21 protein-coding genes and 1 pseudogene are annotated in these 19,926 nt (G+C 47.1%); 16 read left to right on the forward strand and 6 right to left on the reverse strand.

From position 1 onward, the window contains the following. The first annotated feature begins 137 nt into the window (after positions 1-137). The 3 genes from G3578_RS13195 to G3578_RS13205 all read left to right on the forward strand — a co-directional run bounded on the left by G3578_RS13195 (position 138) and on the right by G3578_RS13205 (position 2,767). The gene (locus tag G3578_RS13195) at positions 138-1,637 is read left to right on the forward strand and encodes a malate:quinone oxidoreductase (protein WP_165213414.1); all 1,500 of its coding nucleotides are present in this window, start codon (positions 138-140) and stop codon (positions 1,635-1,637) included. A 277-nt stretch (positions 1,638-1,914) separates the two neighbouring features. Next, positions 1,915-2,397, forward strand: a complete 483-nt coding sequence (locus G3578_RS13200; protein WP_165213416.1) for a GyrI-like domain-containing protein — start codon at positions 1,915-1,917, stop codon at positions 2,395-2,397. A gap of 142 nt (positions 2,398-2,539) precedes the next feature. Beyond that, positions 2,540-2,767, forward strand: a complete 228-nt coding sequence (locus G3578_RS13205) for a hypothetical protein (RefSeq protein WP_165213418.1) — start codon at positions 2,540-2,542, stop codon at positions 2,765-2,767. Between the two features lie 23 nt (positions 2,768-2,790). On the opposite strand, the gene G3578_RS13210 is transcribed toward G3578_RS13205, so the two are convergent. The 6 genes from G3578_RS13210 to G3578_RS13235 form a co-directional block, all read right to left on the reverse strand. Further along, the gene (locus G3578_RS13210) at positions 2,791-3,099 is read right to left on the reverse strand and encodes a type II toxin-antitoxin system RelE/ParE family toxin (RefSeq protein ID WP_165213420.1); all 309 of its coding nucleotides are present in this window, start codon (positions 3,097-3,099) and stop codon (positions 2,791-2,793) included. Further along, complete coding sequence (locus tag G3578_RS13215) at positions 3,089-3,358, reverse strand: type II toxin-antitoxin system prevent-host-death family antitoxin (protein ID WP_165213422.1); 270 nt, start codon at positions 3,356-3,358, stop codon at positions 3,089-3,091. Before G3578_RS13215 ends, G3578_RS13210 begins: the two co-directional genes overlap by 11 nt. A gap of 322 nt (positions 3,359-3,680) precedes the next feature. After that, the gene (locus tag G3578_RS13220) at positions 3,681-4,688 is read right to left on the reverse strand and encodes a FecCD family ABC transporter permease (RefSeq protein ID WP_165213424.1); all 1,008 of its coding nucleotides are present in this window, start codon (positions 4,686-4,688) and stop codon (positions 3,681-3,683) included. Next, positions 4,685-5,695: a FecCD family ABC transporter permease gene (locus tag G3578_RS13225; protein WP_165213426.1), complete on the reverse strand. Its 1,011-nt coding sequence runs from the start codon at positions 5,693-5,695 to the stop codon at positions 4,685-4,687. Before G3578_RS13225 ends, G3578_RS13220 begins: the two co-directional genes overlap by 4 nt. 72 nt (positions 5,696-5,767) lie before the next feature. Continuing rightward, the gene (locus G3578_RS13230) at positions 5,768-6,697 is read right to left on the reverse strand and encodes an iron-hydroxamate ABC transporter substrate-binding protein (RefSeq protein ID WP_165213428.1); all 930 of its coding nucleotides are present in this window, start codon (positions 6,695-6,697) and stop codon (positions 5,768-5,770) included. Between the two features lie 4 nt (positions 6,698-6,701). Continuing rightward, positions 6,702-7,493 (reverse strand): ABC transporter ATP-binding protein, encoded by a 792-nt coding sequence (locus G3578_RS13235; RefSeq protein WP_165213430.1) that lies wholly within the window; start codon positions 7,491-7,493, stop codon positions 6,702-6,704. 182 nt (positions 7,494-7,675) lie between these two features. Here G3578_RS13235 and G3578_RS13240 point away from each other — a divergent pair, with 182 nt between their 5' ends. From G3578_RS13240 to G3578_RS13295, 13 genes and pseudogenes are all read left to right on the forward strand, one after another. Then, complete coding sequence (locus tag G3578_RS13240) at positions 7,676-8,725, forward strand: NAD(P)/FAD-dependent oxidoreductase (protein ID WP_165213432.1); 1,050 nt, start codon at positions 7,676-7,678, stop codon at positions 8,723-8,725. Positions 8,726-9,008: 283 nt separating this feature from the next. Beyond that, positions 9,009-9,341: a DUF3870 domain-containing protein gene (locus G3578_RS13245; protein WP_165213434.1), complete on the forward strand. Its 333-nt coding sequence runs from the start codon at positions 9,009-9,011 to the stop codon at positions 9,339-9,341. A gap of 239 nt (positions 9,342-9,580) precedes the next feature. After that, complete coding sequence (locus tag G3578_RS13250; RefSeq protein WP_165213435.1) at positions 9,581-10,816, forward strand: ABC transporter substrate-binding protein; 1,236 nt, start codon at positions 9,581-9,583, stop codon at positions 10,814-10,816. Positions 10,817-10,830: 14 nt separating this feature from the next. Continuing rightward, the gene (locus G3578_RS13255; RefSeq protein ID WP_165213436.1) at positions 10,831-11,706 is read left to right on the forward strand and encodes a branched-chain amino acid ABC transporter permease; all 876 of its coding nucleotides are present in this window, start codon (positions 10,831-10,833) and stop codon (positions 11,704-11,706) included. Positions 11,707-11,731: 25 nt separating this feature from the next. Beyond that, positions 11,732-12,745, forward strand: a complete 1,014-nt coding sequence (locus G3578_RS13260) for a branched-chain amino acid ABC transporter permease (RefSeq protein ID WP_165213437.1) — start codon at positions 11,732-11,734, stop codon at positions 12,743-12,745. Next, positions 12,742-13,497: pseudogene (locus tag G3578_RS20720) on the forward strand (ABC transporter ATP-binding protein); the annotation flags it as partial. The gene G3578_RS13260 and the pseudogene G3578_RS20720, both read left to right, overlap by 4 nt. Before the next feature lie 57 nt (positions 13,498-13,554). Continuing rightward, positions 13,555-14,262 (forward strand): ABC transporter ATP-binding protein, encoded by a 708-nt coding sequence (locus G3578_RS20725; RefSeq protein ID WP_206529680.1) that lies wholly within the window; start codon positions 13,555-13,557, stop codon positions 14,260-14,262. Between the two features lie 19 nt (positions 14,263-14,281). After that, complete coding sequence (locus G3578_RS13270; protein WP_165213439.1) at positions 14,282-14,593, forward strand: DUF3870 domain-containing protein; 312 nt, start codon at positions 14,282-14,284, stop codon at positions 14,591-14,593. 147 nt (positions 14,594-14,740) lie between these two features. After that, positions 14,741-15,760, forward strand: coding sequence for an LLM class flavin-dependent oxidoreductase (locus G3578_RS13275; protein ID WP_165213440.1), 1,020 nt, complete (start codon positions 14,741-14,743; stop codon positions 15,758-15,760). An 18-nt stretch (positions 15,761-15,778) separates the two neighbouring features. Beyond that, positions 15,779-16,327, forward strand: a complete 549-nt coding sequence (locus tag G3578_RS13280) for an NADPH-dependent FMN reductase (RefSeq protein WP_165213441.1) — start codon at positions 15,779-15,781, stop codon at positions 16,325-16,327. A 36-nt stretch (positions 16,328-16,363) separates the two neighbouring features. Continuing rightward, on the forward strand, positions 16,364-17,323 hold the full coding sequence (locus G3578_RS13285; RefSeq protein WP_165213442.1) for a hypothetical protein: 960 nt from the start codon (positions 16,364-16,366) through the stop codon (positions 17,321-17,323). A gap of 4 nt (positions 17,324-17,327) precedes the next feature. Then, positions 17,328-18,599, forward strand: a complete 1,272-nt coding sequence (gene fahA / locus G3578_RS13290; protein WP_165213443.1) for a fumarylacetoacetase — start codon at positions 17,328-17,330, stop codon at positions 18,597-18,599. 21 nt (positions 18,600-18,620) lie between these two features. Continuing rightward, positions 18,621-19,778, forward strand: a complete 1,158-nt coding sequence (locus G3578_RS13295; protein WP_165213444.1) for a homogentisate 1,2-dioxygenase — start codon at positions 18,621-18,623, stop codon at positions 19,776-19,778. Positions 19,779-19,926 lie beyond the last annotated feature (148 nt).

The raw sequence follows: 19,926 nt of genomic DNA on the forward strand, positions 1-19,926 counted from the left end.
AATAAATATCATAATAGACTATGTAATGGTCTATTTAAGACAGAAGGTGTGTTCCAAGGTGGGGGCCTTCCTTTTGTAACGCCTAGGCAGGAGCCCCTACACTTTTAGCTAGTATAGGGGAAGAGGAAGGAGTCATCATGAGCAACAGCCAAAACAAAACAGACGTTATCTTGATTGGTGCCGGTATCATGAGCGCGACTTTGGGAACATTGCTCAAAGAGTTGGCACCGGAGTGGGAAATCAAAGTGTTTGAGAAACTGGCAGTCGCAGGGGAAGAAAGCTCAAATGAATGGAATAATGCAGGTACGGGCCATGCTGCACTATGCGAGCTGAACTATACACCCGAAAAATCTGACGGGTCTGTAGATATTGGCAAAGCGATTAAAATTAATGAACAATTTCAGCTTTCCAAACAGTTTTGGTCTTATCTGGTAAGCAGAAACCTGATTCGGAATCCGCAGGACTTTATCATGCCAATCCCTCATATGAGTTTTGTACAAGGGGAAAAGAATGTAGCGTTTTTGAAAAAACGTTTTGAAGCACTGTCAAACATCCCCCTGTTTAAAGGAATGGAATTTTCTGATGACCCTGTCAAATTAAGAGAATGGTTTCCGCTGATCATGGAAGGCCGTACCGTGAACGAACCGATCGCGGCTACGAAAATCGACTCGGGAACAGATGTCAACTTTGGTGCGTTAACACGTATGTTGATTGACCACTTGAAGAGTCAAAACGTCGAGATCCACTACAAGCATCATGTTCAGGATATTAAGCGTGCGAGCGACGGCTCGTGGAAAGTGAAAGTGCTTGATATCGATAGCGGTACAATCGAATACCATACGGCAAAATTCATTTTTATCGGCGCGGGGGGCGGAAGTCTGCCGTTGCTGCAAAAAACCGGTATTCCAGAGTCAAAACGCATTGGCGGATTCCCGGTAAGCGGCCTGTTTATGGTATGCAAAAATCCGGACGTTGTGGCAAAGCACCATGCAAAAGTATACGGGAAAGCTAAGGTTGGTGCGCCGCCCATGTCTGTTCCGCATCTGGATACCAGATATATTGATAATCAAAAAACATTACTGTTTGGACCGTTTGCCGGCTTCTCACCAAAGTTCTTGAAAACGGGTTCCTATTTCGATTTGATCCGTTCCATTAAAATAGATAATGTCTTGACGATGTTGGCGGCAGGCGTCAAAGAGATGGCATTGACAAAGTATCTGATCGAGCAAGTGATGTTATCGAATGAACAGCGCATGGAAGAATTGCGCGAGTTTATTCCGACCGCCAAAAGTGAAGATTGGGATATCGTGGTAGCTGGCCAACGTGTGCAAGTGATTAAAGATACAAAGGAAGGCAAAGGAACACTTCAATTTGGTACGGAAGTTGTTTCTGCGGCTGACGGCTCGGTAGCCGCGTTGCTCGGCGCTTCTCCGGGTGCTTCTACTGCCGTTCATGTGATGCTGGAGGTATTGGAAAAATGCTTCCCGCAACAAATGAAAGTGTGGGAACCGAAAATAAAAGAAATGATTCCTTCCTATGGCGTGTCACTCGTGGCAAACCCGGATCTTCTGCATGAAATTCATGCATCAACCTCTCAGACGCTTGGTCTAGCCGAAAGAGAACTGGTATACAGCTAATCCTTGGATGGAAATTTTACGATGAACTTTTGATCTACCTTTGGATCAAAGGTTCTTTTTTTTAAGAGGCCGCGGCGAGACGTATTATAAGTAGCGCCAGGTTTGCGAATGGTATGACCTTGCATGATTGTGCATGAAATGCACGACTATGTAATGTAAAATGCTGTATATTGAATGGCGAGAGGATGATCGTGAAGATGGATTGGGTCACGCTAGCGGCTTTTGAACTTCAGAACAGCAATAGTCCTTTCAACTCTCAATAAAAGGAGTTGGGGAAATGAATTACAGGATTGAAGAAATCAGCGGGTTCACGATTGTTGGTAGGAAAGAGCGTGTAAACACAGAAAATGCTTTTAGCATAGTGCCTAGAATATGGGCCGGTGCAAGAGAGAAAGGAGTCTTTGAGGAACTGTGGGAGATTCGGAATGTCAACCACAAGTTAAGAGGGATTTTAGGGGTCTGTGCTAATGGAGAGTTCGGCAAGAATGAAGAATTTGACTACATACTAGCTGTTGTTTCTAATCAAAGTCCTCCGGAAGGTATGGTGAAAATGGATTTTCCAGAATCCACATGGGCGGTTTTCGAAGCACCAGGATCGCCAGAGGACATTCAAGAAATCTGGAAACGCCTCTATACAGAGTGGGTACCAAATTCAGCCTATGACCTTGCTTATTTGCCCGCGATAGAATGCTATTTACCGATAGAAGAAAACAAGAATGAATTATGGGTACCAGTTGTGAAAAAGCAAAGGAAAAAATGATTGAATGCTGCGGGAAATGGGGATTGATGATGATGTCTAACAGAAAAGCAAAGACGTCCATACCGCGACATAAACGGTTAAACAGATCCGGAGGCTGCAGGCTGCAAAACATTGGCTGCCAAAATACCCAGGAAAAAATGTTTTGCAAGGGTATAAGAAGCATTTTGGCGTAGATTTGCTTTGTGCAATAAAAGAACTGCAGATGCTGGGCGTGTCGCTAGATGCGAATTACGTCAAACAAGTAAAGCAAAGTGTTGAAGGTCAAAGAAAAGCAAGGGAAAAACGGAAAAAGGAATATAATGGAGAGGAGTGGCTCTGGGAATATCCTGATTCGGATGAAACGTTTTCCTTTCTCTTTACGGATGGTTGAGCCTCCTCCGTCACCGCCTGGAGTCATCGCAACAGAAAGTCATATTTTCTTTTTCCGTGAAGAATCCTCCGTATCTCTATGATATCTTCCATGATTACATAAAAAACAAGATAATTTTCGACGACCAAAATTCGATATTCTTTTTGTAACAGATAGTTATCTTTGGGGATTTTGCCCATGTAGGGAAATTGAGCTAATTTTGAGATGGTTGAATCAAGATTATCCAATAATGCCATCGCTGCAGGCGGATTATCCCGTTCAATATATGACAAGATTTCCTCTAAATCTTTCATTGCTACAGGCAGATACTTGATTTCAAGATTATTGCTCATTCAACTTCTCCCTCATTGATCTCATGACTTCTGCATGTGACACTTTGGGAGCTTTGGACTTGCTTTCCACTTCCGCTTCCGCCAACTTCGCATATAATTCAAGAAGAGCTTGCTGTTTTTCATAAAGTGCTACACTCATTACCACCAAATCGCCGTGCCCATTCTTTGTAATGAAGACGGGTTCACCCTCTTGATGGCAAATTTCTGCAATTTCATTGAAATTGTTTCTTAGATCAGAGATTGGACGGATATATGGCATGATAATGCCTCCCTTTATCATTATTATTGATGTTATTTTATCATAATAATGATATTGATATGCAAAAAATGAGTAACGGAATATTTTGGGACAAAGAATTTTTGACGAAACAAGGGTAGCCTTTCAGGGCAACCCTTGTGCAGATGATCAATATCAAATTATGCATATGATGTCATTTTCCAATATGCTCCTTTATCAGCGGAGTTGATCGAACTGTAAGGAGAAGATCTGCTCTGGTTATTGGTAATCACTTTTTGAATAAAGTGGTTTAATAACAACAAAAAATCGCCGGGGTGGGTCAATTTTAACCGGCGATAGAGGGTTATTTTTTCAATAACAAATAGATAAAATATGGTCCACCGATTAATGCGACCATAATGCCTGCTGGAATGCCTTCAGGGTCAACGACATGACGGCCGATTGTGTCGGCAAGCAGCAAGAGCCATCCGCCAATCAGAATGGCGAGGGGTATCGACAGTTGATTTCGAGGACCTACCAAAGCTTTGGCAATATGGGGAGCCATTAGTCCGACAAAGGAAATTCCCCCTGTCACAGAAACGGCAGAAGCGGCCAGCGCAACAGATGTGAAAAGAAGTACGAGACGTTCCTTTTCAAGCGATACACCAACGCCGATGGCCACAGGTTCGTTTAGTGCAAGGAGATTCAATGCATATGCTTTGTATAAACTAAACGGAATGAGCAGCGCTAACCATGGAACGATTGCCCAAATAAAAGGCCAATCCGTACCCCAAATGTTGCCAGCCAGCCATTTGGCGATAAAATCCACCTTTGTACGTTCAGCCGATGAAATGAGGACGATCATGGCCCCAGAAAGTGCCATGGAAAATCCGAACCCAGTTAACACTAATCTTACTGGCTGAAGGCCGACATGTTTGACGTATGAACATACATAGATCAGGCAAACGGTTAGGAAAGCACCGACAAAAGCGACAAATGGAAGCAGATAAACAAATGAACCTACTTCTATGGGGAAAAACAAATAGAAAACGGCAATCGCCACACCTGCTCCCGAGTTAATGCCGATAATACCAGGATCAGCCAAATCATTTCGCGTGATTCCTTGTAAAATCGCACCAGATAATGCGAGGGCCATTCCTGCCAACAGGGTAATGATGATTCTTGGCAACCGAACGGAAAATAAAAGAAATTCCTCTTTGAACGTACCTTGACCGAGAAGGGTTGGAATCAATCTGTCATAAGATAAGGAGGAATATCCCATTCCCATACCGATAACGACGGTAATTGCAATAAGCGCTAGAAAAACGCAGAGCATCATTCGCTGTTTTTTTCTGATTGCTGGTTGAATCATGAGAATACTTTCCCCTCTCTGCGCACGATGGACAGGAAGAAAGGCAAGCCGATCATGGCGACAATGGCCACCAGCGGTGTTTCATACGGAGCATTGATGGTACGGCCAAGCGTATCGGCTAACAGCATAAATGAGGCCCCTGCAATTGCAGACATGGGTATGATAAAGCGGTAATCCGTTCCAACAACCGGACGAACCATGTGAGGAACCATGAGACCGATGAATGCCATATTGCCGACAAGTGCAACGGACGCACCGGCGAGCAGAATAATCACGAAAAACAGAGCGGCTTTTATTTGGGTTGTCTTTTGCCCTAATCCAACGGCCACTTCTTCGCTTAAACTCAGGATGGTCAGCTGCCTTGAGAGTAAAAGAGAAATAAGGATCCCTATGAAAATAAACGGAGCAATGACTTGCAGTTGACCCCAGGACGTTCCAATCAGTCCTCCTGCCGTCCACATGGATACATCTTTTGAGATTTTGAAGGAAATGCCAATCCCTTCTGCGAGAGCGTAGAGGAATGCGGAAACGGCAGCGCCGGCCAATACGATGCGAAGCGGTGAAAAGCCGCCCTTTTTCATGGCACCAATGCCGAACACCATCATGGCTCCGACAGCGGCTCCCATAAAACAAGCCACCATGATAGAGAAATCATTGGCGGAAGGAAGAAATGCAATCGTTATTGCCAGTGCTGTATGGGCACCGGCCGTTAACCCAAGTAAACCAGGGTCAGCCAGCGGGTTTCTCGTTATCCCCTGCATAATGGCACCGGAAACGGCCAATGCCGCTCCAACCAACATGCTCGCGATTTCACGAGGCAGGCGAATTTCGCGAATGAGCGAAAGGTTATCACCTGCTGCATGAGAAGTAAGCGCCAGCCACACATCTTTGGGACTGGTCTCTGCTGCTCCCAATACCATGGCAACAACGAACATGGCAATCAATGCAAGGATTCCGGCAATCAATTTATAGCCAAACGGGATGGATCGTTGATTTTCTTTCGTCATCAGTCTCTCATCTTTTCTTTCATAGAATAAAGGAAAAGGGAATTCTTACACCAAGAATCCCTTCACCTAGTCTTAGTTACGAAGAAAGCTTTTGGTAAAAAAGTCTAACTGGTAATCCAACGTTAATGGATCATTAAAGTAGAACTCTTTCGCATTTGCTTCAAACACGCGGTTGTTTTTCACAGCCGGAATGTTTTTATACGTATCTGTTTCCTGGAATGAATTGTCGGCATCTTTGTTTTTGCTAAAAATTATATAATCTCCGGCAAACTCAGGGAGAACTTCCAAAGAGATTGCATAGTAACCATCTTTTAAAGCCTTCTCTTTAACTTTTTCAGGCATTTTTAACTTCATTTCCTGGTAAAGTATTTCTGTGCCGCGGCCCCAGTTATCGCCGAAAACGTAAAGCTGTTTGTCGAAGTTTTCAAAGACAGATACCGTTGCGTTTTCACCGATTTTCGCTTTAATGGCTTTCCCGGCTTCTTGGGCACGTTTTTTGAAATCATCAATCCACGCTTGGGCTTCTTTTTCTTTGTTCAGCAGTTTGCCGATCTCCAAGTGTTGGGTTAAGTAATCTACTTTTCCATAGGTGTACGTGACGGTAGGGGCAATTTGTTTTAATTTATCAACGTTTTTAATTGTGGATAAACCAATGATTAAATCGGGCTGCAATTCGATAATTTTTTCCAGATTTTCATCGGATACTTCTTCTACATTTTTCAATTTGTCCTGAAAACGCGGGTTCATTTTCGACCATGAATCCACACCCACCAGATTGACGCCTAAAGCCATTACATTACCTGCGAATGACGAGAGGACAACAACGCGCTGGGGGTGAGCAGGAACTTCGATGGGGCCATTTTCAGATTGATAAATAATCGTTTCCGATTTATTTTGATTGTCCTGCAATGCTGCGTTGTCCTTTTCTCCTGCTGGCTGGCTGCTGCAAGCACTGACGATAAGCATCAACACCAGCATGAATGGAATCCATATTTTTTTCATTTCTTCATTCTCCTTTAATCAAATTGTAGGTAACACAGATTGGTTTGTTTGTCCGGGGATCACGTCCGATTTCAGCATCAATCTGAAATACTTTTTTTAGCACCTCATGGTTTATCACATCTTCACAATTGCCAGCTTTTACGATTTCACCATCTTTGAGGGCGATGATATAGTCGGCGAAGCGGGCAGCTTGATTTACGTCATGAAGAACCATGACAATCGTGCGTCCCTGTTCGATATTCAGTTTTTGTAAAAGTTCCAAAACCTCCAGTTGGTGCGCCATATCCAGATAGGTGGTCGGTTCATCAAGAAAGATGATGTCCGTTTCCTGGGCAAGGGCCATGGCAATCCAAACGCGTTGACGTTGACCTCCAGACAGGGCATCTACCGGACGAAACCTGAAGTCTTTCGTTCCTGTGACTTCAAGTGCCCAGTCAATTACTTCATAATCTTTTTTGGTTAAACGTCCGAAGCCTCTTTGATAGGGAAAGCGACCATAGGACACGAGTTCACCGACGGTTAATCCGCTTGCACTTTCCGGAGTTTGGGGAAGAATGGCCATTTTTTTCGCGAGTTCTTTTGTGTTTTCTTTGGCGATGTTTGCTCCATCTAAAATGACGGCCCCCGCTTGATGTGAAATGATGCGGGTTATGGCTTTTAACAGCGTAGATTTTCCGCAGCCATTCGGACCGATAATGGTGGTGATTTTTTTATCTGGGATTTCGATGCTGAGATCTTTCACGATGAAGCGATCACCATAGCCAATGCTTACGTTTTCGGTATATAGGCGAGCCATGATTAACCTCCGTTTGTCGGAAAACGAAAAAAGGTGATAATGATTATCAATATCGGACTTTAAAGAGTATAATTTTATCTTTTCCGGTTGTCAACCGTTTTTGTTGTAGAAACGGGGGAAAAGGTGTATATTTTATCGAGAATGATAATCAGTTCTATTTGGCTGCCGAGGAGTGGACGGAAATGAATCACGAAGAATTATTTGATGTGACCGTGATTGGGGGAGGGCCTGCGGGGCTTTATTCCACTTTTTACAGTGGACTTCGGGAAATGAAAACCAAGCTTATTGAATATCAACCACAATTAGGCGGGAAAATCCATGTATATCCAGAGAAAATGATTTGGGACGTTGGCGGGCTGCCTCCCACTCCTGGAGCAAAATTACTGGAACAGCTTGTCGAGCAAGGCTTAACGTTTCACCCGGAAGTCGTGTTGAATGAAAAAATCGTGTCGATCGCCCGTAATGAAGAAGGGATTTTTGTGCTGGAAGCTGCCTCTGGCCAAAAGCATTTTTCGAAAACAGTCATTGTTGCGATTGGTAGCGGGATATTGACTCCGCAAAAGCTGGAGATAGAAGGGGCAGAGAGATTTGAAGTGACGAATTTGCATTACACCGTGAAGTCTTTAAAGTATTTCAAAGATAAAACGGTGATCATTTCAGGAGGAGGGAACTCTGCAATCGATTGGGCAAATGAATTGGAGCCTGTCGCCAAAAAGGTTTATGTAACTTGCAGAAAAGATGCTTTTGCCGGACATGAAGCGCAGGTAACGCAGCTGTTGAACAGTACGGCTGTATGTTTCTTTCATACGACGATTACGAAACTGATTGCTTGTGCGAATCATGAATCAATAGAACGTGTTGAACTGACCAATCATGAAACAGGAGAGGTTTCGTATCTGCCAATCGACGAAGTGATTATTAGTCACGGTTATGAACGCGATATGACATTGCTTCAAAATAGCGAATTGAAAATAGAAATCGCAGATGATTTTTATATTGCAGGTAATGCGAATAGCGAAACTTCGATACCGGGCCTTTACGCTGCCGGAGATATTTTGAAGTACGATGGGAAATTAAATCTGATCGCTGGCGCTTTTCAAGATGCTGCAAACGCTGTTAACAAAGCAAAACAATTTATCCAGCCTGATGCTGATCAATTTGGAATGGTCTCTTCCCATAATGAAATCTTCAAAGAGCGCAATCGGGAACTGGTGAAACAACTGATGAAATAACTTACCCATGCTTTCTGCTGGCATGGTGTGTAACGACATCACTGCCCCACTCCTTAGCACTCCCTGCGAGGCGGTCTTGGCCGACTTTTTCAAAGGGGATCTATTCGCTAAGGGGTGGGTTCATTCTTTTTCGGTGGCCCGGGTCAATGAAATCCCGGGGGTGACAATGTGCAACCGATCGTTATCTTTTGAAAAAATGTAACCAGATTTAATATAAATATGAATAGAGGTGATATGATAACTCCAACAAGTGCACATTCATCATAAAGGAGATGGAACAAGTATGGATTGGAAATCAAATCCCAGTTGTGTTTTGGTAGCCGGTTTTGCCCAGCTCCCTAAGGGAACTACACTATATGAGACTTATAAGACTATCGGCTGCGTATTAATCATTGATAAGGAAAATGATCGAATTGTAGATGCATCCTTCACCTTTATTATGGGAATCACCAATGAATTTATCAGTTCACTGGTAAAGGGCAAGTCGGTGCATAACGGAATCGACGCGATTATTGAGGAGATTGAGAAACGCTTTTATGTCCCGCCTCAAAAAGCGGTCATTCAGTCGGTACGGGCTGCTTATAATCGATATTGTGAAATGACGAAGTATTCGTAAACGATTTTACGAAAACGCTTGCAATATTTTGATAATTTATTGTATTATGAGAACACAAACCAATAGTATGCAGGTTTGGCTGGATTATCTATGTGGGAAGGGATTGTGGGCCCGACCTAGACTTAGTAGATAGAACACCAGCAGGAAGAAGATGGAAATGATGTGTGCATTTTCTGGCATACTGTTTCTGCTTCTTTTCTGCTGGTGTTTTTATATTTCAAAACAAATGGGGGATTTGGATGAGAAGAGTGCGTATGCTTTTTGCCGTTCTTATGGTATTTTTACTAGCCATCAGCATGGCCGCCTGTTCAGGAAGTACACAGCCAGGCACCGGCGGATCAGCCCAGGCTACCGGGAATAGCAGCAGCCAGGGGACGAATGGGGAAAAGCCAAAGTCTTATAAGATTGGCGTTAACCTGGAGCTGACCGGAGTTGCATCCGTTTGGGGAGTGCCACAAAAGAATGCAGTGGAAATGTTAGTCGAGCAAATCAATCAAAAGGGGGGCATCAATGGGGTCCCGATTGAGCTGGTTGTTTATGACAATGAATCAAGTGAAACGCAATCCCTCGTGGTGACAAAGAAACTGGTGGAAGAAGACCAGGTGCTGGCGGTCATTGGAGGAGGAACAACCCCGACCACGATGCCGCTTGTCCCTTATATGAACCAGCAGAAAGTTACGCTTGTATCGGTTGGTTCAGGAGATGAGATTGTAGAGCCTGCGAAAGACCGTCCGTATATCTTTAAAACACCGAGCAACAACGACGATATTTCGCATAGTATTGCTTCTTTCTTAAAAGAAAAAGGGAAGACGAATGTTGCTTTTATGTCTATGAACAACGCTTACGGCGAAAGCGGTAAGAAATCGTTTGAAAAAGTGGCAAAAGATTACGGAATCAACATCGTGGCCAATGAAAAATTCGGTGCCGGGGACAAGGATATGAAGCCGCAGTTGACCAAGATCAAATCGAAAAATCCGGATGCCGTGATTGTTTGGGCCATTCCACCTTCCGCTTCCATCGTAAATCGCAACTTCTGGGAATTGAAGATGGATCAGATGCTGATCTATAGTGCCGGGGCGGGATCGAATGCGTTCATGCAGCTGGCGGGAGCCAAGGCCGCAGAAGGTACGTACATTGCCTCCGGGAAAGTCTGGATAGCGGACCAACTGCCGGACAGCGACCCGCAGAAACAACTGCTTACGAAATATGTAAAAGATTTTGAATCCAAGTTCTTTACGGGTGTAAGCCCGATTGACGGCATGGCCTACGATACGATGCTGCTCTTGGCCAAGGCGATGGAAATGGCGGGAGATCAGGTGAATCGGGAAACAATTCGGGAAAATATGGAAAAAATACAAAACCTGGTAGGAACCACCGGAATCTTTAATCTCAGCCCGGATGATCATCAGGGATTAAAGCCGGAAGATATCATTATTCTTCAGGTAAAGGATGGTCGATGGGTAAAAGCAGAATAGTGAGGAGAAGATAAATGAGTTCGGATGTGATCCAGCTTATATTTTCCGGTTTAACAGTAGGTGGAATCTATGCCCTGATAGCAGTCGGCTTTGTAACCATCTATAACGTCAACGGCGTAATCAATTTTGCGCAGGGGGAATTTGTGATGGTGGCGGCGATGACCGGGGCAGCCATGGTTTCTGCCGGTGCTCCCCTGTGGATCGCCTGCATCGGAGCTATTCTGGCTGCAACCTTGGCAGGAGCTTTCGTGCAGCGCCTGGCGCTGTACCCTGCACGGTACAGCAGCAATGTTGTCCTGATTATCATAACCATCGGGGTTTCTACGACCTTTCGCGGATTCGCCCAACTGATTTGGGGAAGCAGCCCGCTCACGTTTCCCCCGTTTATGGAAGGAGAGCCCGTGAGCTTCATGGGCGGGGTGATCCCCAGACAGGATTTCTTTATCGGGGGAATTGCCCTGATCTGTATGTTGGGTCTCTATATCTTTTTTGAAAGGACAGCAATCGGTTCGGCGCTTCGCGCTTGCATGATGAACCGGGAAGTGAGTCGATTAATGGGGATATCCCCGGACCGCATGGCACTACTGTCGTTCATGCTGGGGGCTGGATTGGCCGGAGTAGTGGGTGTATCCGTTGCCCCGGTGTCATTGGCTACTTATGACATGGGTCTCATGATCGGCTTAAAAGGCTTCGTGGCTGCTGTGCTCGGCGGACTCGTCAGTATTCCGGGGGCTGTTATTGGAGGGCTGGTGCTTGGGGTTCTGGAGTCGATTGGAGCTGGCCTGATTTCCTCCGGTTATAAGGATGCAATCGCGTTTTTGATTTTGATCATCATGCTAATTTTTCGACCACAAGGATTAATTGGGGAGAAAACCGGAAAACGGGTTTAGGAAAGGAGGGGTCATTCTGGAAAAAATGCTGGAACAAACCAAGTCGAAGTTTTCGATACGTTTTCGAAGCAAGACGTGGCTAGGACTTCTCCTCCTGCTTCCGATCCTGTTTGGAGCGCCCTTTCTTCTGGGCAGTTACCTGACCAGCGTATTTGTGATCATGGGAATCTACTGCATCACAACGGTGGGGATTACGCTGCTGATGGGGTATGCTGGGCTGGTATCCCTTGCTGGGGCAACATTTTGGGGAATAGGGGCCTATGTGACAGGGATCGGAGCCCTCCATCTGGGGATCGACCCCTTGCTAGGTATACCGTTTGCGATCATCATTGCAGGGGCGGTTGCGTTCGGCCTGGGCTGGATTACGAGAAATCTCCAGGGGCACTATTTTTCCCTGGCCACGCTTGGATTTGGCATCGTCATCAATATCATCCTCATTGAGGAGAGCGAGTATACCGGGGGATCATCTGGTCTCATCGGAATTCCCGGATTGCAGCTCGGCAGCATGTCGATATCGGGAGATGCAGCATGGTTTGTGTTTGTGTGGATTCTGGCCATGATCTCGCTGGTTCTCTGCAATAATCTGGTCAATTCCGCATGGGGACGAAATCTTCGTTCGATGCATGCGAGTCAGGCCGCTTCAGAAGCGATGGGAATCGATACGGGGCGTTACCGCCTGCAAGCCTTTGTTATCAGCGGGATGTTTGCGGGACTGGGTGGAGGTCTTTACGCCTGTTACATGAGCTTTATCAGCCCAGCCGTCTTTAACTTCGATATGTCGATCAAATTTGTGCTGATGGCTGTCCTGGGTGGCTTGGGTTCCATCTGGGGAGCGATGGTAGGGGTTATGGTCGTTACCCTCCTGGTCGAATTGCTGAGGGAATATGTGCCGCTGTTGATGGGACCCTCCAGTTCGGGAGGACCCATTGAGGTTATTTTCTTCGGGTTATTGATGGTGATCATGATGATTTACATGCCGGAAGGGATCATCGGCATGTATCAGAAAGTCAAAGCCAGATGGAGAGGGAAAACGGCATGAGCGCAGGGCTTCTTGAATTTGAAAGAGTAACGAAGAGTTTTGGCGGCGTGGTAGCGGTCAATGACAATTCCTTTCAGATAGAGCCAGGCCGTGTTGTTTCGCTGATTGGACCGAACGGAGCCGGCAAAACATCCGCATTCAACTGTATTACGGGAGCGTATACACCTGATTCAGGAGAAGTGAGGTTCCAAGGGCGGAAGATTCATAGGATGAAGCCCAATCAGATTGCGACTATGGGCATTGCGCGCACATTCCAGAATCTGCAGATTTTCCATAATATGAGTGTCCTTGAGAATGTCATGGTATCTCTTGCGATTACGCGCAGACCGCATATTCTTGCCTCCATGCTGAAGTTTGCTTCCGCGCGAGCGCGGGAGGAAGAGGCAAGAAAGCTCGCCATGGAAAAACTGGGTTTGGTTGGCCTCTCCCATCTGGCCGATCATCCTGCCAAGGATTTGTCCTTTGGGGAGCAGCGCCTTTTGGAAGTGGCACGCGCCTTGGCCCTTGAGCCGAAGCTGTTGCTCCTGGACGAACCGATGGCCGGGATGAGTCGTGAGGAAGTAGCGAGGATGGTGGATCTGATCCGCCGCCTGAAAGCGGAGGGACTGAGCATTTTCCTCATTGAACATGACCTTTCAACCGTGATGGAGATTTCCGACAAGATTATCGTGCTTGAGTTCGGCAGCAAGATTGCGGAAGGCACACCCGAAGAAATTAGCCAAAACCAGCGGGTAATTGAAGCCTACCTCGGTCGGGATGTAGAAAAAAACTACGAAAGAAAGCATCGCAGCGGGAATGAGGAACCTGTCCTGCAGGTGGAGGATCTGCATACTTTCCGCGGAGGAATCCATGCCCTCAAGGGAGCGAGCCTGAAAGTAAACAAAGGTGAGCTTGCCGTTATCATTGGGGCGAACGGGGCAGGAAAATCCACGCTGCTCGGCACCATTGCCGGACTCTATCCCCCCAAGGAAGGAAGGATTACCTTCCAGAAGCAGAACATTACACAGCTCCCGGCAGAGAAGCTCGCCAGACAGGGGATCAACCTGGTGCCGGAACGCAGAGGCATGTTTCCTGAGCTGACGGTTGAGGAGAGCTTGCGTTTGGGGGCATACGCCAGCCGGGAAGGGAAAAAGCGGATTGCGGAAGACATCGAAAACATGTATGAAATGTTTCCGCGCCTGAAGGAGAGACGCAAACAACTGTCTGGTACGCTTAGCGGAGGGGAACAGCAGATGCTGGCAATCGCCAGGGGGCTTATGTCTCGTCCCGACGTGCTGATGCTGGATGAACCGTCCTTAGGGCTTGCACCGATGATCGTCGAAGAAATCTTCGACAAACTCTATCAATTGAAAAAGATGGGGATGACCATCCTGTTGGTTGAACAAAACGCTCGAGCAGCCATGAAGATCGCGGACTATGTCTATGTTTTGGAAAATGGCAGGATCAAACTGGAGGGAGATCCGGATCAATTGATGCACGATGAACGCATTCAGTTGGCTTATCTCAGAGGGCATTAGGAAAAGGGGGTGGTCACAGGTGTCGGTGAACACCGTTCTGGTTGCGGGTTTTGCGGAATTTCCCAAAGGAACCACGCTGTATGAAGTCTATAAAATCATTAGCTGTGTGATGATTATTAACAACGATGATGAAACCATCCAGGATATCTCCTTCTCTTTCGTGATGGACAAAACGAATGAATTTATCAGTCAACAGCTGCGGGGGATCAGCATCAAGAACGGTATCGATGAAGCCAAGGAGAAGATCCGCGCTTCGATGCTGATCCCTGGCCAGGGGGCTCTCATCTACGCCATGCAGCAGGCATATGATCGCTATTGTGAAATGAATTAGCCGATTGCTGGGTTATCTATGGGGAAGAAGCGGACCTTCTTCTCGTTTAGTAGATTTCAACCAGCCACCAAATGGACCCTGACAGGTTATTTGGTGCGCTGGTTTCATTTTTGTTAACACATTTTCAAATATTAGGAGGTTATGATCATGAAATTTGGTTTGTTTACAGTATTTGACAACTACAAAGCAAAGTTCGACCGCACACCGAATCAGCTGCTTCATGAAGTGCTCGAGCAAACCGAAGTTGCCGATCGATTGGGTTATGAATCGGTATGGTATGCGGAACATCATTTCAGTGAGTACGGTATCCTTACGTCACCGCAAATTTTACTTACTGCAGCCGCACAGCGGACCAAAAACATTCGTTTGGGCGTATCGATTGTCACACTCCCTTTCCACAACCCCATTCGAATTGCAGAAGATTATGCATTGCTGGATGTGCTGAGCAATGGGCGCCTGAATCTGGGGTTGGGAAGCGGGTATTTGCCGCATGAATTTGCCGGATTCAAGGTGGATGGCAAAGAGAAGGTGTTCCGTTTCAATGATGCGCTGGCTGTCATTGAAAAAGCGTGGACCGGTGAAAAGTTTTCGCATGAAGGAGAATTTTTCCAATTTACGGATGTTCAGTTGCAAGTGATCCCCAAACAAAAGCAAGTACCCATCTGGATCGGCACCCTTAGTTCCCGCGGAGCCCAGTTTGTCGGAAAAATGGGGTACAGCATCATGGGCGTTCCGTATGTAGCCAGCAATTCATTAGCGGAACTGAAACAAGTTATTGACGACTATAAAAAGGCGTATCGTGAGGCCGGACATGATGAACGAAAAATCAACATCCCGCTGGCGCTTCATACCTATGTTGCGGAGACGAGAGAGGAAGCGGTGCGGATCGCCAAACCGCATTTGAATTTGTATCTGGAAACCCGGCAATACGGAAAGGGAGCCCAGTTTGAAGACCTGGAAGCGCGCGAGCAGTTGCTCGTCGGTACACCGGACGATGTGATCCGCATGTTGAAGAAATATGAGGAAATTGGTTGCGATCACATCATGATGTTGATGAATTTTGGAGGATTGCCTCACGAAAAAGTGCTTGCCTCCATGGAGCTTGTGTCTCGTGAAGTTATGCCCGCTTTTCAGGATCAGAGCAAAAAAGAAACGTTCGTCCAATAACGGTAGGAGTGAATAACTATGAAGCTGCTTGGAATCTCCGGCACCCTTTTGGGGGCGAAAACGGCCGTGCTGGTTGAATCTGTTCTTGCGCAAGTGAAAGAAAAGTACCCCGAAGTTGAAGTGGAGATGTTGGATCTGCGCGGACATGATCTTCAGTTTTGCGACGGAAGAAATCCCGCTCAATATAACGAAGACACAAGGAAAGTTATCGAGTCGGTATCTCAGGCTGACCTGTATCTGATCGGTTTCCCGATCTTCAATGGTTCCATGCCTGCTCCTTTGAAGAATGTGTTCGATTTGGTGCCGCCATGGGTATTCCGTCACAAGGTAATGGGGTTTGTCGCCAATGGTGGAACGTATCAGCATTACCTTGTCATTGAGAATCAAATCAAGCCGATTGCCGGTTATTTTCGGGCTTTTGTCGCCCCGAGCTATGTGTATGCCCACACCGATCATTTCAATTCCGCGAATGAGATCATTGATGGAGAAGTATGGGAGCGTATACGGCATCTTGCAGATGAGTTGGTAACCATGCATCAGTGCCTAAAGCCACTCGTGAGAAGTTGATCATCCATTCGCGTGTCGGGGAAAGGAGTGAATCCAATGCAGCATAGTAGTTTGCGGGCTTTTTTCGCTAACTTGTTCGATTATGCAGGGCTGTTTCCGCCCGCGAAACTTCCGCTGGAGACTTCCATTCAAAACTATGCTGCCTATCGGTTGAGCCAGGATGCTTGGATGCTGGGGCGCTTTATCATTCCGGCTTCACGGTTAAACGAACTGGACCCGTATATATCGTTATTTTCCAAGAATAATCGCCTGACATGTGCAGTTTTGGGGCGTAGGAGCGCAGATGCGGCAAGCTGTCTCGAAGGGTTACGTGCCGATCTTGCGCTTATCGATTCTTTTTGTGAACGACATGGTGCTGCCGTAGACGTTGGGGTGCTCGAACTGCCGCTGCCGCCTTCTGCACCTGATCCTGCGTTATTGGAAGCGATCTCGGCGTCAGTGAGCAAGAAGGGCATGGAGGTATTCCTGGAAGTCACCGTCCCTTTGGAGGGAGATTGGCAGAACGAGATGGCAGCAACACTTGAGGCAGTGTCTGAGCATAATGTCAGCAAAGGAACGACGCTTGGCATCAAGCTGCGTACCGGTGGTCTCACAGCAGCTGCCTTTCCAACACCTGCTCAGGTGGCCGCTGTACTCGTCGGCTGTCGCGATCGCAACATTCCCATCAAATTCACAGCGGGACTGCACCATCCTGTTCGCATGTATCGGGATGAAGTAGGGACACGGATGCACGGCTTCCTCAACGTTTATACCGCGGGTTTGCTGGCGCACACAGAGAACTTAACCCAGTCAATGACAGAGGAGATTCTCAGTGAGGAATCACCGTCCGGTTTCTCTTTCGCAAATGACCGGCTTGCCTGGAAGGCTTACAGCATTTCCGCAGAAGAGATAGCGCGGCTTCGCTCAACCGCGTTGCGTTCCTATGGCACGTGCAGCTTTGATGAACCGCGTGATGACCTTATAGCGTTAAAGATTTTCACACCTGGAGGAGGATAAGGAGATGGAACGCTCATTTATTGAGGTGGCGCCCACTTCCCACTTTCCCATTCAAAACCTGCCTTATGGTGTATTTCGTCCTCGCAAGGGCGGGGCTCCTCGAATCGGCGTAGCGATCGGAGACTATGTGCTGGATTTGTCCGTACTGGAAGAGAGTGGACACTTTCTTCACAGCTCCTTGGCGGGCAAGAAGATTTTCAATCAGTCTTCGCTCAATGCGTTCATGGCGTTAGGGAAACCTGCCTGGCGGGAGGCGCGTGCCATTATACGGCGCCTGCTCAGTGCCGAGGAGCCAACCTTGCGGGACAACCACGCTCTTCGTGAGGCAGCATTGATACCGCAAAGCGAGGTAGAGATGCTCCTTCCGGCACAGATCGGCGATTACACGGATTTTTACGCATCCAAACACCATGCAACGAACGTGGGCATCATCTTTCGGGGAAAAGAAAATGCTCTGATGCCAAACTGGGTCAACTTGCCGGTTGGCTATCACGGGCGGGCGAGCTCAATCGTCGTCAGCGGTACGGATGTGCGCCGCCCCAATGGCCAGATGAAGCTGCTGGAGCAAACCGCACCTGTTTTTGGTCCATGTCAACAGCTTGATTTTGAACTGGAGGTCGGGTGGTTTGTCGGTCCTGGCAACGCGTCCGGTGAACCGATTTCCATCGAGCATGCAGAAGATCATATTTTTGGACTTGTCCTCGTGAATGACTGGAGTGCGCGCGATATACAGGCTTGGGAATACCAGCCGCTGGGTCCATTTCTGGCGAAGAACTTTGCCACCTCCATCTCGCCATGGGTCGTGCCGCTTGATGCTTTGCAGCCGTTTCGAGTCCAAGGCCCGCCGCAGGATCCTGAGCCGCTGCCCTATCTCAGACAATCGGGAGCACGTTCGTTTGATATACATCTTGCTGTCGATCTCCAAGGCGAGAAGATGGGTGAACCACAGCGGATCTGCACCACCAATTTCCGTTATCTCTATTGGAGCATGGCGCAGCAGATTGCCCATCATACGGTAGGGGGCTGCAACCTTCGCCCAGGCGATCTGATTGCGTCCGGCACGATCAGCGGACCGGAAAAGGAAACGAGAGGCTGTCTGTTAGAGTTAACCTGGCGCGGAGCGGAACCCCTTCATCTCGCCAATCAGGAACAGCGCGTCTGGTTGGAGGACGGGGATCGGGTTACGATGACGGGATGGTGCCAGGGAGACGGATATCGGATTGGGTTTGGTGAAGTAACAGGGCGCGTATTGCCGGCAATTCGTACAAATCCTTAAAAAGAAAGGGGAGTATCGCTTATGCCTTTTTATCGCCAAATGGGGGAAATTCCCAGAAAAAGACACATCATCTTTCGCAAACAGGATGGATCGTTGTACAGGGAACAGGTGATGGGAACCAAAGGATTTTCGGGAATTCAGTCCATTTTATATCATCATAACCCGCCTACCCAAATAGTGAAGTCAGAGCTGATTGGCGACTGCAGGCTTGAATATGAAGAGCAGGGGGATCTCTGCCACCGTCACTTCCATACCAATCAGTTGAGCGAATCTGGCGACGCGGTAGCGGGCCGACGGTATTTGCTGGGGAATGAAGACATCAGGATCGGTGTGGTCAATCCGACAGAGAAGATGGCGTATTTTTATCGGAATGGTGATGGCGACGAGATTTTGTTTGTCCATGTGGGGACGGGTAAAATCGAAACGATTTTTGGAACGCTTACCTACCGGCCCGGAGATTATATTGTGATACCGGTCGGAACGATTTATCGTGTCCTGCCTGATGCAGGCGAATCCAAATTCCTGGTCATCGAGTCAAGCAGCTGGATCACCACGCCGAAACGGTATCGGAATGATCATGGACAGCTCCTTGAACATAGTCCGTTTTGTGAAAGGGATATACGCGGACCGGAAGTTTTAGAAACCCATACCGAGAAGGGTGAGTTTGAAGTCAGAACGAAATCAAGAGAGTATCTTCATTCCCATATTCTGCCCCACCATCCATTGGATGTAGTAGGGTGGGATGGTTATCTCTATCCCTGGATCTTCAATATTGCCGATTTTGAGCCGATCACCGGGCGAATCCACATGCCGCCTCCGATTCATCAGACGTTTGAGGCAGACAACTTTGTGATTTGCTCGTTTGTGCCTCGTTTGTATGACTATCATCCGGAGGCGATTCCAACCCCTTACTATCACAGCAATGTTGATAGCGATGAAGTGCTGTACTATGTCAAAGGGAATTTTATGAGCCGCAAAGGTGTGAGTGAGGGATCCATCACGCTGCATCCCTCCGGTATTCCACACGGCCCCCACCCTGGCACGATCGAGGCTAGCATTGGCAAAAAGGAAACGGTTGAGTTAGCGGTTATGATTGATACCTTCCGACCTTTACGCGTCGTGAAGCAGGCCCATCCTGTCGAAGACAAAAATTATAAGTACAGTTGGAACCATAATTAGAACATGGAAACGGGAGGATAGAGCCGTGCGTCTGTACAGACTCTATCCTCTTCCATTTCCGATTCCGGCGAGCAGGGTTTCAAGAGAACAAAGGGAAATATGCATTAATTCCTATTGTTATATTTTAGAAAGTCTCTATAATCAAACT

The organism is Brevibacillus sp. SYP-B805 (assembly GCF_011059135.1).
In the GTDB taxonomy this organism is placed as follows: domain Bacteria; phylum Bacillota; class Bacilli; order Brevibacillales; family Brevibacillaceae; genus Brevibacillus_F.

Coding starts and splice junctions, on each gene's coding strand:
- G3578_RS13195 (WP_165213414.1), top strand. CDS start 138: ATGAGCAACAGCCAAAACAAAACAGACGTTATCTTGATTGGTGCCGGT.
- G3578_RS13200 (WP_165213416.1), top strand. CDS start 1,915: ATGAATTACAGGATTGAAGAAATCAGCGGGTTCACGATTGTTGGTAGG.
- G3578_RS13210 (WP_165213420.1), bottom strand. CDS start 3,099: ATGAGCAATAATCTTGAAATCAAGTATCTGCCTGTAGCAATGAAAGAT.
- G3578_RS13215 (WP_165213422.1), bottom strand. CDS start 3,358: ATGCCATATATCCGTCCAATCTCTGATCTAAGAAACAATTTCAATGAA.
- G3578_RS13220 (WP_165213424.1), bottom strand. CDS start 4,688: ATGATTCAACCAGCAATCAGAAAAAAACAGCGAATGATGCTCTGCGTT.
- G3578_RS13225 (WP_165213426.1), bottom strand. CDS start 5,695: ATGACGAAAGAAAATCAACGATCCATCCCGTTTGGCTATAAATTGATT.
- G3578_RS13230 (WP_165213428.1), bottom strand. CDS start 6,697: ATGAAAAAAATATGGATTCCATTCATGCTGGTGTTGATGCTTATCGTC.
- G3578_RS13235 (WP_165213430.1), bottom strand. CDS start 7,493: ATGGCTCGCCTATATACCGAAAACGTAAGCATTGGCTATGGTGATCGC.
- G3578_RS13240 (WP_165213432.1), top strand. CDS start 7,676: ATGAATCACGAAGAATTATTTGATGTGACCGTGATTGGGGGAGGGCCT.
- G3578_RS13245 (WP_165213434.1), top strand. CDS start 9,009: ATGGATTGGAAATCAAATCCCAGTTGTGTTTTGGTAGCCGGTTTTGCC.
- G3578_RS13250 (WP_165213435.1), top strand. CDS start 9,581: ATGAGAAGAGTGCGTATGCTTTTTGCCGTTCTTATGGTATTTTTACTA.
- G3578_RS13255 (WP_165213436.1), top strand. CDS start 10,831: ATGAGTTCGGATGTGATCCAGCTTATATTTTCCGGTTTAACAGTAGGT.
- G3578_RS13260 (WP_165213437.1), top strand. CDS start 11,732: ATGCTGGAACAAACCAAGTCGAAGTTTTCGATACGTTTTCGAAGCAAG.
- G3578_RS13275 (WP_165213440.1), top strand. CDS start 14,741: ATGAAATTTGGTTTGTTTACAGTATTTGACAACTACAAAGCAAAGTTC.
- G3578_RS13280 (WP_165213441.1), top strand. CDS start 15,779: ATGAAGCTGCTTGGAATCTCCGGCACCCTTTTGGGGGCGAAAACGGCC.
- G3578_RS13285 (WP_165213442.1), top strand. CDS start 16,364: ATGCAGCATAGTAGTTTGCGGGCTTTTTTCGCTAACTTGTTCGATTAT.
- fahA (WP_165213443.1), top strand. CDS start 17,328: ATGGAACGCTCATTTATTGAGGTGGCGCCCACTTCCCACTTTCCCATT.
- G3578_RS13295 (WP_165213444.1), top strand. CDS start 18,621: ATGCCTTTTTATCGCCAAATGGGGGAAATTCCCAGAAAAAGACACATC.